Source organism: Stenotrophomonas sp. YJH_SMC_4, assembly GCF_059371575.1.
The window spans coordinates 32,647-46,666 of the sequence record NZ_JCAFUR010000023.1 but is presented as its reverse complement, the minus strand read 5'-3'; the positions used below and the strand labels follow the sequence as shown (position 1 = coordinate 46,666).

Here is a 14,020-nt window from a genome sequence, read left to right as displayed (position 1 = left end):
TCCCGAACTCGGAAGTGAAACGCAGCTGCGCCGATGGTAGTGTGGCTCAAGCCATGCGAGAGTAGGTCATCGCCAGGGTTTACACCCAAAACCCCGCTGCTCACGCAGCGGGGTTTTTCTTTGTGCGCAGTAAATGCGGGTAGTGCCGGCCGCTGGCCGGCACCCGATGGCATTACATCACCCGGTAGATCCACGCCATGCGTGGATGCCCTCTGCGAGGAGCCAAGGCGCCAACCAAGGTTGGCCGCTACCAACAGCAGGCCCACACAGCAATCGATTGCCGGCCAGCGGCCGGCACTACCAGGGGCAGGTCACGCATAGAAAGACGGCGCCCTGCGGGCGCCGTCCTGATCAAACTCGAATGGAAGGCCCGGATCAGGCGACCCGCGAGACCTCGAGCGGTTCCTGCTGGCGGAATACCGAGACTGCTTCGGTCAATGTGCCGGCCTGGTTCTGCAGCTCGCGTGCGGCAGCGGTGGCTTCTTCCACCAGCGCCGCATTCTGCTGCGTGGCCTGATCCATCTGCACCACTGTCTGGTTGATCTGCTCGATACCGATCGACTGCTCCTGTGACGCCGCGGATATCTCGCGCATCAGGTGGCTGACATCCTCCACGCCGCCGACAATTCCCTGCATGCGCTGGCCGGCATCGGCCACCAGCTGGGCACCTTCGCCCACCTGCCGGCCCGCTTCGTCGATCAGCTTCCTGATCTCCTGTGCAGCCGCCGCCGAACGCTGTGCCAGCACGCGCACCTCGCTGGCCACCACGGCAAAGCCTCGGCCCTGCTCGCCGGCGCGTGCCGCCTCCACCGCTGCGTTCAACGCCAGGATATTGGTCTGGAAGGCAATGCCGTCGATGACGCCGGTGATGTCGCCGATCCGCTTCGAGGCACCTTCGATGGCCTGCATGGTATCGACCACCCGCTGCATGGCCGTGTTGCCGTCACTGGCAGCGCTCTGCGTGGAGGTCGCCAACGCACTGGCCTCACGCGCATGGGCGGCGTTCTGGCGCACGGTGGCGGTCAGTTCCTCCATCGATGCTGCGGTCTCCTGCAGGTGCGCCGCCTGGCGCTCGCTGCGCTCGGACAACGCGCCGTTGCCGGCGGCAATCTCGCTGGCGGCGGTACTGATCGACGCCGCGCATTCCTGGATGCGGCCGACCATGCGTGCCAACTGCCCGGCCGTGGCATTGGCATCGCGCTGGATGGCAGCGAAGGCGCCGTGATACTCGCCGTGCATGCGTCGATCCAGATCGCCGTTGGCCAGTGCCGAGAGCATCTGCCGTACTTCGTCGACGGTGCTGCCGAGCGTATCGAGCAGCTGGTTGATGCCACCGGTCAGGCCATCGAGGAAGCTGGCGCCTTCAGTGGCCTGCAGGCGCTGGTCGAGGTCACCGGCCGCTGCCGCTGCGACGATGCCGGCCACGGCATTCTCCAGCGCGAGCTCATGGGTGCGGTCATGCCATTCCACGGCGAAGCCCAGGCGCACGCCCTGCGCGTCGAACACCGGTGTGACCACCTGCGCGAAGTGCACCGGGCCGATCTGCACCTTGCCGTTGTGCGCTACCTGCAGGCCGTTGAGGATCGCGCGGATGCGGTCCGGGTTGGCGTGGAAACGATGGATGCTGCTGCCGACCAGGCGCTCGGCGTCGAAATCGGGGAAGGCCTGGCGCAACGTCGCCTGCTGGTTGCGCAGCAGCGCCACCACCGAGCGGTTCACGTAGCGGATCACGTGGTCGTTGTCGGCGATCATCATCGCGGTGCGCGAGGCATCGAGGGCCTGGCGGATCTGCGCGTTCTCGGCATGTGACGCGGCTTCGCGCCCACGCTGGGCCTGCACGTGGCGTGCAGTGTCGGCCAGGGCGTGGGCCAGCGAACCCGGCGCATAGGCGCCGGTATCGGCATGCGCGCCAAGATCGGCACCGGTGGCGATATCGCGTGCGAGCGCGGCAAGCCGACGCGGGCCGTGGCCAAGGGCCTCGGTCTGCTGCCGAAGCCGCAGTGCGACCTGGCCGAGGAACAGGGTCAGGCCCGCGAACATGCCGGCCTGCAGCAGCGTCGGCCACAGCGCGGCACCGCCCTGTAGCGGTGCCAGCAGGGCGAGCGTACCGACGCCACCGGCCAGCCACACCGGAAGGCGATCGCGATGGCCCAGCAGCACGCCCAGCAGCAGGGCAATCGGCAATGCCGGTGACAGGCTGATGATCGCGCACAACACAGCCAGCTGCAGCGACAACAGCAACGCCAGACCGTTGCGGGCGACGGCCCGGCCCGCCTGGGCCCCGCCCAACCGCGCGGCTGGCAGCACGGCGACGGCCGCCAACGCGGCAGCCTGCACCTGCGGGCCGCGCAGGGCCAGCGCCAGGCCAGCCAAGGCCAGTACCGCGCTGCCGATCAGCAGGCGGCGGTCAGCGCGGTGCGCGAGCTGCTGCAGGTGCGGCAGGCGGGCGGTATCGGGGGGACGGGAGGATGCAACGGACATCGGCGACTCCTGGATCAGCAGACGACAACGGCCACGCCGCGGCGCACGCAGGAGTGCGTGACCAGGGCGCGAGCCGGGAATTCGGGGAATGCGACGCGATCAGCGACGCGGAGACGGGACACCGCGGCCACATCCTGTGGGTGACGGTGCAATGGAGCAGGCATGCGGACTTCCTTGCAGAACCAGACACACGCCGCAGGCCCGACCGGACCTGCGTGCTGCGGACGCAGGGGCCCGCAACTGATGTATCGGCCGCAGACGCGCAGAGTGAAGCGCGCGGATACCTTTGCTCAGCCCGCGTTGTCGTTGCTGAAGAAGCGCAGGATCACGCCTGCGATCTGTTCTGGATCTTCCATGTGCAGGTGATGGTTGCCGGGAAACACCGCCAACCGCCCATCGCGCAGGTGCTGCAGGCGATCGCTGCGCATCGGCTCGGGGTAGTAGGACTGCGCTGGCGTGGCATAGATCACCTGCGTCGGGCAGGCGATGGCCTGCAGCAGGTTGTCGATCTGGCCTTCGCTGAGACGGATCGCAGTGGGCAGCATCAGGCGCGGATCGCTGCACCAGCGGTAGCCACCCTCGACCGGTTCCACGCCGCGCTCGACCAGCAACCGTGCACAGTGCTCGCTGAGCTGGTTGGTCATCATCCGTGCGCGGATCGGCGCGGCGAGGTCGGGGAACACGCGCAGCTGCTTGCGTGCCAGTGCGCGCGTGGCATTCACATGTTCGCGAAGGCGGTTGGCGGTTTCTTCCTCGGGGCCGCGCAGGCCGCCGAGCGCTTCGATCGCCACCAGGCGCTCGACGCGATCACTGACCGAGGCGGTGAGGCTGGCGATGCCGGCGCCCATCGAATGGCCGAGCAGGTTGAAGCGGTCCCAGCCCAGTGCATCGGCGACGTCGAGCACGTGGCAGATCGCGGCGGCCGTGGTGTAGCTGGCACCGGCCGGCAGATGCGCGCTGTGGCCATGACCGGGCAGGTCGATGGCAACCAGCTGCAGCGACGACAGGTGCGGCGCCAGCGGCACGAAGCTGGCCGCGTTGTCGAGCCAGCCGTGCAGGGCCAGCACGCGCGGGCCATCGACGTGGTTGCGCAGGCCGGCGACGCGCGCGCCACCGACCTCCAGTTCAAACGGTTGAAGGCTCATGCCAGCGAGGCCACGGCCAGCCGCGCAAGCGCGCGTGCGTGCTCCGGTTCGGCGTTGAGGCAGGGGATGTAGCGCATCGTCGCACCGCGCTCGGCCAGTGTTTCGGTGAACCCCAGCGCGACTTCTTCCAGCGTCTCCAGGCAGTCGGTGGCGAAGCCGGGGCACACCACGTCGATCTGCTTCACGCCGGATTCGGCCAGCGCCCACAGGCTGGGCTCGGCATACGGCTGCAGCCAGCGCTCGCGGCCGAAACGCGACTGGTAACCCATCTGCCACTCGTCCCTGCCCAGTTCCAGCGCCTTGGCGATGGCCTGTGCGCTGGCCTCGCAGCGCTGCGGATACGGATCGCCGGCATCGGCCAGGCGCTGCGGGATGCCATGGAAGGAGAACATCAGCGTTTGGCCGCGACCGTGCTGTTCCCAGTAGCGGCGGATCGAGCCGGCCACGGCCTCGACCCAGCCCGGATCGACCGAATAGTCGCGCACCAGGCTGACGGTCACGCCAGGATTGCGGCGCTGCCAGGCATCGACGCGGTCTTCAACCGAGGCAGTGGTGGTGGTGGAGTACTGCGGATACAGCGGCAGCACCACGATGCGGCGCGCACCGTCGGCTGCCAGACGGTCGAGCTCGCTGGCCAGCGCCGGTTCGCCGTAACGCATCGCATGGCGCACTGTCAGGGTCGGCAACAGGGCCTGCATGGCCTGCGCCAGCTGGCGCGTATGCACCATCAGCGGTGAGCCGTCGGGCAGCCAGACCTGGGCGTACTTGGCCGCCGAACGACTGCTGCGCAGGGGCAGGATCAGTCCGCGCAGCAGCGGCTGCCACAGCAGTGGCGGGATCGCGACCACGCGGCGGTCGGACAGGAATTCAGCCAGGTAACGGCGTACGGCGGGGGCCGTCGGCGTCTCGGGCGTGCCTAGGTTGACCGCCAGCACGGCGGTATCGGGTGCGTCGAGCATGGGCGGTATTGTCGCCGATCCGGTGTCGCGCCGGGATGCAGGGTTCGGATTGCAGGCATAGCGCGCATCAATGTGAGCAGGGAACGCTCATTGGGGATTCATGACAACGCTACTAATTTCAGTCACTTGCTATATCTTCCTATGGACTGACTTCTGGAGCCTGCCATGCGTCGCCCGATCCAAGCCCTGCTGATCGCCGCCAGCCTGCTGTCCAGCCAGGCCATGGCCGGGCCGCAGGAAGACCAGCGTGCGCGCAATGCCGTGCGCGTGCTGGCTGAAATCCAGGAAATCCCTGAACAGGGCATTCCGGATAAATTGCTGGACGAAGGCCGCGCGGTCATCGTCATTCCCGACACGATCAAGGCCGGTCTGGTCATTGGCGGGCGTCGTGGCCACGGCCTGATGTCGGTGCGCATGCCCAACGGCGCCTGGTCCAACCCGGTGTTCGTGAAGCTCACCGGCGGCAGCATCGGCTTCCAGGCCGGCGTGCAGTCCTCCGATGTGGTGCTGGTGTTCCGCAACGACCGCAGCCTGGACAACCTGGTCAACGGCAAGTTCACGCTGGGTGCCGACGCTGGCGTCGCCGCCGGTCCGGTGGGCCGCAACGCCGCCGCGGCCACCGACGGCCAGCTGAAGGCCGAGATCTGGTCCTGGTCGCGCGCCCGCGGCCTGTTTGCCGGCGTCGCGCTGGATGGCGCGGTGCTGCAGATCGACGATGCCGCCAATCTGGACGCCTACGGCAGCAACACCACGCCGCGGATGATCTTCGAAGGCCGCGCCGCCGGTTCGCCGTCGATGGATGTGGTCGCCTTCCGCGATCGCCTGGAAGAGGCCACCTACGCGGCGCGCAACAACCGCAGCGGCAACGGTGGCAGCGCGCCGCGCCCGGCTGCCGCCCCGGCCGCTGCTCCGGCGCCTGTTCAGGCAGCACCGGCTGCGCCGGCTGAGGCCACCACCGCGCCGCTGCAGAACGTGCCGCAGAACCCGCCGCCGCAGCAGCAGGGCTTCCAGCCGGTGAATGACGGCGAGATCCGTACGGAAACGCTGGGCGGAAACTGACTTTCGTCACGCGCGCCGGCTGACAGCCGGTGCGCTATGCTCGACAGCCTGATCACTAACGTAACGAGCGTCTTTATGGGCAGTTTCAGCATCTGGCATTGGTTGGTCGTGCTGGCCATCGTCCTGCTGGTGTTCGGCACCAAGCGCCTGACCAGCGGCGCCAAGGACCTCGGTTCGGCGGTCAAGGAATTCAAGAAGGGCATGCGCGACGAGGACAAGCCGAACGCGCAGCTGGGCGATGAGTCGCGCAGCCAGGACGCGTCGCGCACCGCGCAGGACGAGCACGACCGTAACGCTCGCTGATCCGGAGCGGTTGCGGTGTTCGATATCGGCTTCAGCGAACTGCTGGTGATTGCAGTGGTTGCCCTGGTGGTGCTCGGTCCCGAGCGCCTGCCCAAGGCGGCCCGCTTCGCCGGCCTGTGGGTGCGTCGCGCCCGCAATCAATGGGATTCGGTGAAACAGGAACTGGAGCGCGAACTGCAGGCCGAGGACATCAAGCGGCAGATGCAGGACGTGCGCCAGGGCATGCAGGACACCGAGAACCAGCTGCGCGCCAGCGGTGAAGCGATCCGTCGCGAAGCCCAGCAGGCGCAGCAGCAGGGCGATGACCTGGTGCAGCACGTCCGTGCACCGGCGCCCGCGGATCTGCCGCCGCACATGAGCGCCGCGCCCGATGCCGTTGAACCAGCGCAGGACGGTGGTGCCGCCGAGCCGGTTTCGGCCGCGCCCGCTGAAGCTGGTACGCCGCCGCCGGCGCAGAGCCCGGAGCGCCAGCCATGAGTGAACAGGATTTCGGCGAGAGCTCGCTGGTAGAACACCTGGTGGAACTGCGCGGCCGGCTGGTGCGCGCATTGCTGGGCCTGGGCGTGGTGCTGCTGGCGCTGCTGCCGTTCACCCAGAAGCTCTACAACGCGCTGGCCGAACCGCTGGTCTCGCAGCTGCCGAACGGGCAGACGATGATCGCCACCAACCCGGCCGGTGCCTTCTTCGCACCGCTGAAGCTGACCTTCTTCGTCGCGTTGTTCGTGGCGGTACCGTGGCTGCTGTACCAGCTGTGGGCGTTCGTCGCGCCCGGTCTGTATGCACGCGAGAAGCGCCTGGCGGTGCCGCTGCTGGTGTCATCGGTGCTGCTGTTCTACACCGGTTGCGCCTTTGCGTATTTCCTGGTGCTGCCGGCGGTGTTCCACTTCCTCACCACCTTCAGCCCGGACGTGATCGCAATCACACCGGATGCGAATGCCTATCTGGACTTCGTGCTGGCGATCTTCTTCGCCTTTGGTGGCAGTTTCGAACTGCCGGTGGCGATGGTGATCCTGGTGTTGCTGGGCTGGGTGACGCCGCAGCAGTTCAAGGAAGGCCGCGGCTACGCGATCGTCGGCATCTTCGTGCTGGCGGCGGTGCTGACCCCGCCGGACGTGGTGTCGCAGCTGATGCTGGCGATTCCGATGTGCCTGCTGTACGAGCTGGGCATCCACGCCGCACGCTGGCTGGTGCCGTCGTCGGCAGTCAAGAAGCCCGCCGCCTGAAAGAAAAAAGGGGACGGAGGGGATTAAGTCGTTAGCTGCACACACTGGGCATAAACGACTTAATCCCCTCCGTCCCCTTTTTCATCAGGCGTGGAAGATGTCGCTCGAGGTCGGCGTGGTCGGGACCGGCGGGGCGGCGCGGCTGCCACGGTGCACGAACATCTGCTTCCACGCGGCGTAGACCGCGCCGACATACAGCGGCATCAGCACCGTGGTCAGCACCAGCTGGGCGATGAAGGCGGCGGCCAGCGGGCCGCCGATCAGCATCGCGATCTGGATCACGATCACGAACAGGATGTACATGCAGAACGCGGCGATCAGGCCGAGTGCGGCGAACACGATCATCGCGCCGATGTTCTCGATGCAGCCCTGCAGGCTCAGGCGCAGCGCGTGCATGCCGCTCTGCTTGTCGAACACCACCAGTGCCGGCTGGGTGAACATCGCCAGCGACAGCGCGACTGCACTCAGGAACACCAGCAGCATCCACAGCGCGATGCGCTTGGCCGGCAGGTTGGCGACCAGCGCGGCCGCGTCATCCGGCTTGATCTGCTGGCCACTGCGGCTGATCTCTTCCATCTTGGTCATGACCTCGCTGAAGGCGGTGAAGCCCTCGCGGCCGATCATCAGGAACAGCAGCGCGCCCAGCAGCAGCACCGCCAGCACCTGGATCGCCAGCGGCACCAGCAGGTGGCTGACGCGGTGGTCGCGGATCGGCTGCAGCAGGTGCGAGGCCAGGCCCGGGCGGCCTTCATCGATCTCGCCCACGGCATACAGCATGCCGCCGAACATGATCGGCGAAATGGCCAGCGTCATAAGCTGCACGGCCATGCCGGCAGCGCCGGGAATCAGCGTCGACAACAGCGTGACCACCCAGCTCACCAGCAGCCAGGTCAGGCCGATCCGGGCCAGCTGCAGCGGCGCACGCCGGTACAGCGAGAACGTATCCAGCAACCACTGGGCGCCCGCCGAAGCCGGCAGCTTGCGAATCTCTTTCATGGACATCCGGGAAGGACAGGAGGGGGCCGGGCGGCTGCCCGTGCCGCCGATTATCCCTGTTTTGCCACCGGCTGGGCTGAAGACAGCCGTGCCTGGCGGACGAAGCGGCGCAACAGCTGGCGGGCCAGCGGCGCGGCACTGACCGCGCGCTCGATGCTGCGGGCGCAGCCGCCGTGGCGGCCGATGCAGTCGGCGCGGGCACGCACGTAGCCACGCATGTGGTGGGTGGCGAACTCCGGATGGAACTGCACGCCCCAGGCCTGGCGTCCCCAGCGGAAGGCGTGGCAGCCATCCAGCGGCGACCGGGCCAGCACCTCGGCGCCGTCGGGCGCGCGCAGCACGGTCTGCAGATGGGTGGCATGGGCGGCAAAGTGCTGCGGCAGGCCCTGGAACAGCGGGTCCTGCGCGGCCTGCGGCTGCAGTTCCAGTTCGATCGTGCCGGACTCGCGGCCGGCCGGGTTGTAGGCCACCTCGCCACCCAGCGCATGTGCCAGCAGCTGGTGGCCGTAGCAGATGCCGAACACCGGCAGGTCGTCGTGGGCGGTCTGGCGCAGCCACGCGGCGCTGCGCTCGCTCCAGTCGGCATGGTCGGTGACGAAGGCGGCCGAGCCGGTCACCAGCACGCCGGCGAAGGCATGAGGGTCGGGCAGAGCGCCACCGTGCTCGACATCGACCACCACCGTCTCGTGTTCTTCCAGCCCGGCGGCGACGCGGATCCAGTGCGGAAAGCGCCCGTAGCGGCGCAATGACGGCACCGGTCGGCCGGTTTCAAGGATCAGGAACGGGGCTGGGTTCATCCGGGGGCGGCAGTACTGACAGGACTTCCTCGATTGTAGTCAGCCCCTGCGCCACCTTTTCAAGCCCGGCCTGGCGCAGGGTTCGCAGCCCTTCAGCCCGCGCGGCACGGGTGAAACCGGCCAGGTCCATGTCGGCGCGGATCTGCCCGCGCAGCCGCGAACCCAATGGCAGCAACTCATACAGCCCGATGCGGCCGAGGAATCCGGTGCGCCGGCATTCCAGGCAACCGACCGGCCGACAGGGCGTGGCGGCATCTGGATATGCAGCATGGCTATCAGCCAGCACCGCCCAATCGGCCGCGCCGAGGCTGTGCGGCTGCTTGCAGTGCGGGCACAGCGTGCGCACCAGGCGCTGGGCGAGGATGCCGTTGAGGGTGCTGGCCAGCAGGTAATGCGGCACGCCCAGGTCGAGCAGGCGGGTGACCGCCGAGGGCGCGTCGTTGGTATGCAGGGTGGACAGCACCAGGTGGCCGGTCAGCGAGGCCTGCACCGCCATCTGCGCGGTCTCCAGGTCGCGGATCTCGCCGATCATGATGATGTCCGGGTCCTGCCGCAGCAGGGTGCGCACGCCGCTGGCGAAGTCCAGGTCGATGTTGGCCTGCACCTGCATCTGGTTGAACTCGGGCGCGATCATCTCGATCGGGTCCTCCACCGTGCACACGTTCACGTCCGGCGTGGCCAGCCGCTTCAGCGTGGAATACAGGGTGGTGGTCTTGCCCGAGCCGGTCGGGCCGGTGACCAGCACGATGCCGTGCGGGCGCTCGACCAGCGCATTCCAGCCGGCGGCCTCCTGCGGGCTGAAACCGAGCTGGTCGATGCTCTTGAACGCGGCATCCGGGTCGAAGATGCGCATCACGCACTTCTCGCCGAAGGCGGTGGGCATGGTCGACAGGCGCATCTCGACCTCGCGGCCACCCGGCGAGCGGGTCTTGATGCGGCCATCCTGCGGGCGCCGGCGCTCGGCCAGGTCCATGCGGCCCAGCACCTTGATGCGGCTGACCACGGCGGTCATCACCGCCGGTGGCACCTCGAACACCTTGTGCAGCACGCCGTCGATGCGGAAGCGCATGCGCCCCATCTCGCGGCGCGGTTCCAGGTGGATGTCCGAGGCGCGTTGCTCATAGGCGTACTGCAGCAGCCAGTCGACGATGTGCACGATGTGCTGGTCGTCGGCATTGACGTCGCCGGTGCGGCCCAGCTCCACCAGCTGCTCGAAGCTGGGCAGGGTGGTGCTGGCCTCGCCACGCACGTCGCCACGGGCGCCGCGTACCGAGCGGGTGACCCCGTAGAACTCCATGGTGTAGCGATGCAGGTCCAGCGGGTTGACCACCGCCAGCTCGATGCGGCGGCGGGTCAGGTGCTGCAGGTCACGACGCCATTCCTGCACCAGCGGCTCGCTGGTGGCTACCAGCACGCGCTCGGCATCCACCGCCAGCGGCAGGAAGCGGTGGCGGCGGGCGTAGGCATGCGACACCAGCGCGGTCACCGCAGCGACGTCCACCCGGGTCGGGTCGATGCGCAGGTAACGGCTGCCGGTGCGCTGCGCCAGCCACTCGGTCAGGCGTTCCAGGGTCAGTTCGCCGCCGCCGGTGGCGGTCAGCTTGAGGTTGGACAGCAGCACCAGCGGATGCACTTCACTGGCGTTGCGCGCGCCCTGTGCGGAAAACCGCATGCGCTCGCGGTCCTGCTCGGCCACCAGGCCATCGGCGGTCAGGGCCGCGGCAATCTGCTCGAAATGCAGCCGTCCCCAGGGCAGCGGGACGCCGTCCGCCTCGCCGGGCGTGCCTGCCGGCAGCCGATGTTCCATCTGCCTGCTCCTCCCGGGTACGGAATGCCCCGCAGGTCGGCCGTTATACTAGCGCACCCCCTTGCCGGCCAAGACTCGTACGCATGTCCGCGACCCCGACCGTTCCGATCACCTTCCAGGGCCTGATCCAGACCCTGAACCAGTTCTGGGCCCAGCAGGGCTGCGTGCTCATCCAGCCGCTCGACCTGGAGGTGGGCGCCGGTACCTTCCACCCGGCCACCTTCCTGCGTGCGATCGGTCCGGAAGGCTGGAATGCGGCCTACGTGCAGCCGTCGCGGCGCCCGACCGATGGCCGTTACGGTGAGAACCCGAACCGCCTGCAGCGCTACTACCAGTACCAGGTGGCGATGAAGCCGGCGCCGGACAACATCCAGCAGCTGTACCTGGATTCGCTGAAGGCACTGGGCATCGACCCGCTGGTGCACGACCTGCGCTTCGTCGAGGACAACTGGGAATCGCCGACGCTGGGCGCGTGGGGCCTGGGCTGGGAAGTCTGGCTCAACGGCATGGAAGTGACCCAGTTCACCTACTTCCAGCAGGCCGGTGGCCTGGAATGCCGCCCGGTGCTGGGCGAGATCACCTACGGTCTCGAGCGCCTGTGCATGTACCTGCAGAACTGCGACAACGTCTACGACCTGGTCTGGACCTACGGCCCGGACGGCCAGCCGGTGACCTACGGTGACGTCTACCACCAGAACGAGGTGGAGCAGAGCACCTACAACTTCGAATACGCCGACGTGGAAGAAATGTTCCACCGTTTCGACGCCTGCGAGCGTGAGGCGCAGAAGCTGGTGGAAGTGAACCTGCCGCTGCCGGCCTACGAGCAGGTGATGAAGGCCAGCCACACCTTCAACCTGCTGGATGCGCGCCGTGCGATCAGCGTGACCGAGCGCCAGCGCTACATCCTGCGCGTGCGCGCGCTGGCCCAGGCGGTGGCCAGGGCCTACTACGAGCAGCGCGAGAAGCTGGGCTTCCCGGGCGCGAAGAAGGCCTGACGGCCCTCCCGCACCGACCCGCTTTTCATCAACTACCCGGGGCGCCGGACGCGTTGCGCGCTGCGCCCCCACCACAGGATCGAACCGATGAGCCAACTGTCCCCCCTGCTGATCGAACTGGGCACCGAGGAGCTGCCGGTCAAGGCGCTGCCGGGCCTGGCCCAGGCGTTCTTCGACGGTGTCGTCGAAGGCCTGCGCAAGCGCGGCGTCGCGCTGGAACTGGGCGATGCGCGCCCGCTGTCGACCCCGCGCCGACTGGCCGTGCTGCTGCCGGGCGTCGGCCTGGAACAGCCGGAGCAGCACAGCGAAGTGCTGGGCCCGTACCTGAACATTGCGCTGGACGCCGAAGGCCAGCCGACCAAGGCGTTGCAGGGCTTCGCCGCCAAGGCCGGGATCGACTGGACCGCGCTGGAGAAGACCACCGACAACAAGGGCGAGCGCTTCGTGCACCGCGCGGTGACCCCGGGCGCGAGCACCGCCAGCCTGCTGCCGGAGATCCTGCGCGAGGCGATCGCGGCGATGCCGATTCCCAAGCCGATGCGCTGGGGCGACCACGCCTGGGGCTTCGCGCGCCCGGCGCACTGGCTGGTGCTGCTGCACGGCGCCAACGTGGTCGAGGCCGAACTGTTCGGCCTGCAGGCCGGCCGCGTCAGCCGTGGCCATCGCTTCCACCATGACCAGGCGGTGTCGCTGGCGCAGCCGCAGGACTACGTTGAAGCGCTGCGCGCCGCGTTCGTGCTGGTCGACCCGAGCGAGCGCCGCGCGCGCATCGTCGCCGAGGTCGAGGCCGCTGCGGCCAAGGCCGGTGGCAGCGCCCGCATCACCGACGACAATCTGGAGCAGGTGGTGAACCTGGTCGAATGGCCGTCGGCGGTGCTGTGCAGCTTCGAGCCCGCGTTCCTGGCGGTGCCGCAGGAAGCGCTGATCGAGACGATGGAGATCAACCAGAAGTTCTTCCCGGTGCTGGATGCCGCAGGCACGCTGACCGAGAAGTTCATCGGCATCGCCAACATCGAATCGAAGAACGTGGCCGAAGTGGCCAAGGGCTACGAGCGGGTGATCCGTCCGCGTTTCGCCGATGCCAAGTTCTTCTTCGACGAGGACCTGAAGCAGGGCCTGGTGTCGATGGGTGAGGGGCTGAAGACGGTGACCTACCAGGCCAAGCTGGGCAGCGTGGCCGACAAGGTGGCGCGCGTGGCTGCATTGGCCGAAGTGATCGCACCCCAGGTCGGTGCCGATGCCGCGCAGGCCAGGCGGGCTGCCGAACTGGCCAAGAACGACCTGCAGTCGCGCATGGTCAACGAGTTCCCGGAGCTGCAGGGCATCGCCGGCCGCCACTACGCCGTGGCCGGTGGCGAATCGGCCGAGGTGGCGCTGGCCATCGACGAGGCTTATCAGCCGCGCTTCGGCGGTGATGACATCGCGCTGTCGCCGCTGGGCAAGGTACTGGCCATTGCCGAACGCGTGGACACCCTGGCCGGCGGCTTCGCCGCAGGCCTGAAGCCGACCGGCAACAAGGACCCGTTCGCGCTGCGCCGCAATGCGCTGGGCCTGGCGCGCACGATCATCGAAAGCGGCTTCGAGCTGGACCTGCGCGCACTGCTGGCCAGCGCCAACGCCGGCCTGGCCGCACGCAACGTGCAGGCCGACGTCGGCGAGCTGTACGACTTCATCCTCGACCGCCTGAAGGGTTACTACGGCGACAAGAACGTGCCAGCCACGCACTTCAATGCGGTGGCCGAACTGAAGCCTGTCTCGTTGTATGACTTCGACCGCCGCCTGGACGCGATCGGCACCTTCGCCGCGCTGCCGGAAGCCGAGGCGTTGGCTGCGGCCAACAAGCGCATCCGCAACATCCTCCGCAAGGCTGAAGGCGACATTCCGGCCCAGATCGACCCGGCGCTGCTGCAGGAAGACGCCGAGCGCGCGCTGGCTGAAGCGGTCACCGCGGCCATCGACGACACCGGCGCCAGCCTGCATCAGAAGGATTACGTGGCGGTGCTGGCGCGCCTGGCCCGCCTGCGCCCGCAGGTCGACGCGTTCTTCGATGGCGTGATGGTCAATGCGGAAGATCCGGCGCTGCGTGGCAACCGCCTGGCGCTGCTGACGATGCTGGGCGAGCGCCTGGGCAAGGTGGCAGCGATCGAGCATCTGTCGAGCTGATGCCCGTATCGGTAGTGCCGGCCGCTGGCCGGCATTGCCACCGCGCATCGCATCGACCTGTGGATTGCCGGCCAGCGGCCGGCACTACCGGA

Annotated in this window: 12 protein-coding genes and 1 rRNA gene; 7 read left to right on the top strand and 6 right to left on the bottom strand. The window is 68.1% G+C overall.

From position 1 onward, the window contains the following. A 5S ribosomal RNA gene (gene rrf, locus AC5P9F_RS18830) occupies positions 1 to 78 on the top strand; the annotation flags it as partial. Between the two features lie 297 nt (positions 79 to 375). Here the strand turns inward: rrf and AC5P9F_RS18825 are convergent. The 3 genes from AC5P9F_RS18825 to hemH form a co-directional block, all read right to left on the bottom strand. Then, positions 376 to 2,481 (bottom strand): methyl-accepting chemotaxis protein, encoded by a 2,106-nt coding sequence (locus tag AC5P9F_RS18825; RefSeq protein WP_495232017.1) that lies wholly within the window; start codon positions 2,479 to 2,481, stop codon positions 376 to 378. Positions 2,482 to 2,771: 290 nt separating this feature from the next. After that, positions 2,772 to 3,626, bottom strand: coding sequence for an alpha/beta fold hydrolase (locus AC5P9F_RS18820; protein WP_005414933.1), 855 nt, complete (start codon positions 3,624 to 3,626; stop codon positions 2,772 to 2,774). Next, complete coding sequence (gene hemH / locus AC5P9F_RS18815) at positions 3,623 to 4,585, bottom strand: ferrochelatase (protein ID WP_005411679.1); 963 nt, start codon at positions 4,583 to 4,585, stop codon at positions 3,623 to 3,625. The genes AC5P9F_RS18820 and hemH overlap by 4 nt, the downstream gene beginning before the upstream one ends. A gap of 165 nt (positions 4,586 to 4,750) precedes the next feature. Between hemH and AC5P9F_RS18810 the strand changes: the two genes are divergently transcribed. From AC5P9F_RS18810 to tatC, 4 genes are all read left to right on the top strand, one after another. Next, the gene (locus AC5P9F_RS18810) at positions 4,751 to 5,644 is read left to right on the top strand and encodes a lipid-binding SYLF domain-containing protein (RefSeq protein ID WP_024957775.1); all 894 of its coding nucleotides are present in this window, start codon (positions 4,751 to 4,753) and stop codon (positions 5,642 to 5,644) included. A 75-nt stretch (positions 5,645 to 5,719) separates the two neighbouring features. Further along, positions 5,720 to 5,947 carry a Sec-independent protein translocase subunit TatA gene (gene tatA / locus AC5P9F_RS18805; RefSeq protein ID WP_005420453.1) on the top strand — a complete coding sequence of 76 codons (228 nt, stop codon included), beginning with the start codon at positions 5,720 to 5,722 and terminating at the stop codon, positions 5,945 to 5,947. A gap of 15 nt (positions 5,948 to 5,962) precedes the next feature. Then, entirely contained in the window at positions 5,963 to 6,424 is a 462-nt protein-coding gene (tatB, locus tag AC5P9F_RS18800; protein WP_049460650.1) for a Sec-independent protein translocase protein TatB, read from the top strand. Next, positions 6,421 to 7,170 carry a twin-arginine translocase subunit TatC gene (gene tatC, locus AC5P9F_RS18795; RefSeq protein ID WP_005420449.1) on the top strand — a complete coding sequence of 250 codons (750 nt, stop codon included), beginning with the start codon at positions 6,421 to 6,423 and terminating at the stop codon, positions 7,168 to 7,170. The genes tatB and tatC overlap by 4 nt, the downstream gene beginning before the upstream one ends. Before the next feature lie 84 nt (positions 7,171 to 7,254). On the opposite strand, the gene AC5P9F_RS18790 is transcribed toward tatC, so the two are convergent. Genes AC5P9F_RS18790 through AC5P9F_RS18780 form a run of 3 tightly spaced genes read right to left on the bottom strand, consistent with a single transcriptional unit; the run spans position 7,255 to position 10,770 of the window. Continuing rightward, positions 7,255 to 8,166 carry a BPSS1780 family membrane protein gene (locus AC5P9F_RS18790; protein ID WP_099562707.1) on the bottom strand — a complete coding sequence of 304 codons (912 nt, stop codon included), beginning with the start codon at positions 8,164 to 8,166 and terminating at the stop codon, positions 7,255 to 7,257. Between the two features lie 50 nt (positions 8,167 to 8,216). Continuing rightward, a complete protein-coding gene (locus tag AC5P9F_RS18785) occupies positions 8,217 to 8,963 on the bottom strand; it encodes a glutamine amidotransferase (protein WP_012481650.1) in 747 nt (248 codons plus the stop codon). Next, complete coding sequence (locus AC5P9F_RS18780) at positions 8,935 to 10,770, bottom strand: GspE/PulE family protein (protein WP_049397059.1); 1,836 nt, start codon at positions 10,768 to 10,770, stop codon at positions 8,935 to 8,937. The genes AC5P9F_RS18785 and AC5P9F_RS18780 overlap by 29 nt, the downstream gene beginning before the upstream one ends. A gap of 83 nt (positions 10,771 to 10,853) precedes the next feature. Between AC5P9F_RS18780 and glyQ the strand changes: the two genes are divergently transcribed. Both glyQ and glyS read left to right on the top strand, forming a co-directional pair. Then, on the top strand, positions 10,854 to 11,765 hold the full coding sequence (glyQ, locus tag AC5P9F_RS18775; RefSeq protein ID WP_033835361.1) for a glycine--tRNA ligase subunit alpha: 912 nt from the start codon (positions 10,854 to 10,856) through the stop codon (positions 11,763 to 11,765). A gap of 87 nt (positions 11,766 to 11,852) precedes the next feature. Beyond that, positions 11,853 to 13,928, top strand: coding sequence for a glycine--tRNA ligase subunit beta (gene glyS, locus AC5P9F_RS18770; RefSeq protein ID WP_065183648.1), 2,076 nt, complete (start codon positions 11,853 to 11,855; stop codon positions 13,926 to 13,928). The last annotated feature ends 92 nt before the right edge of the window (positions 13,929 to 14,020 follow it).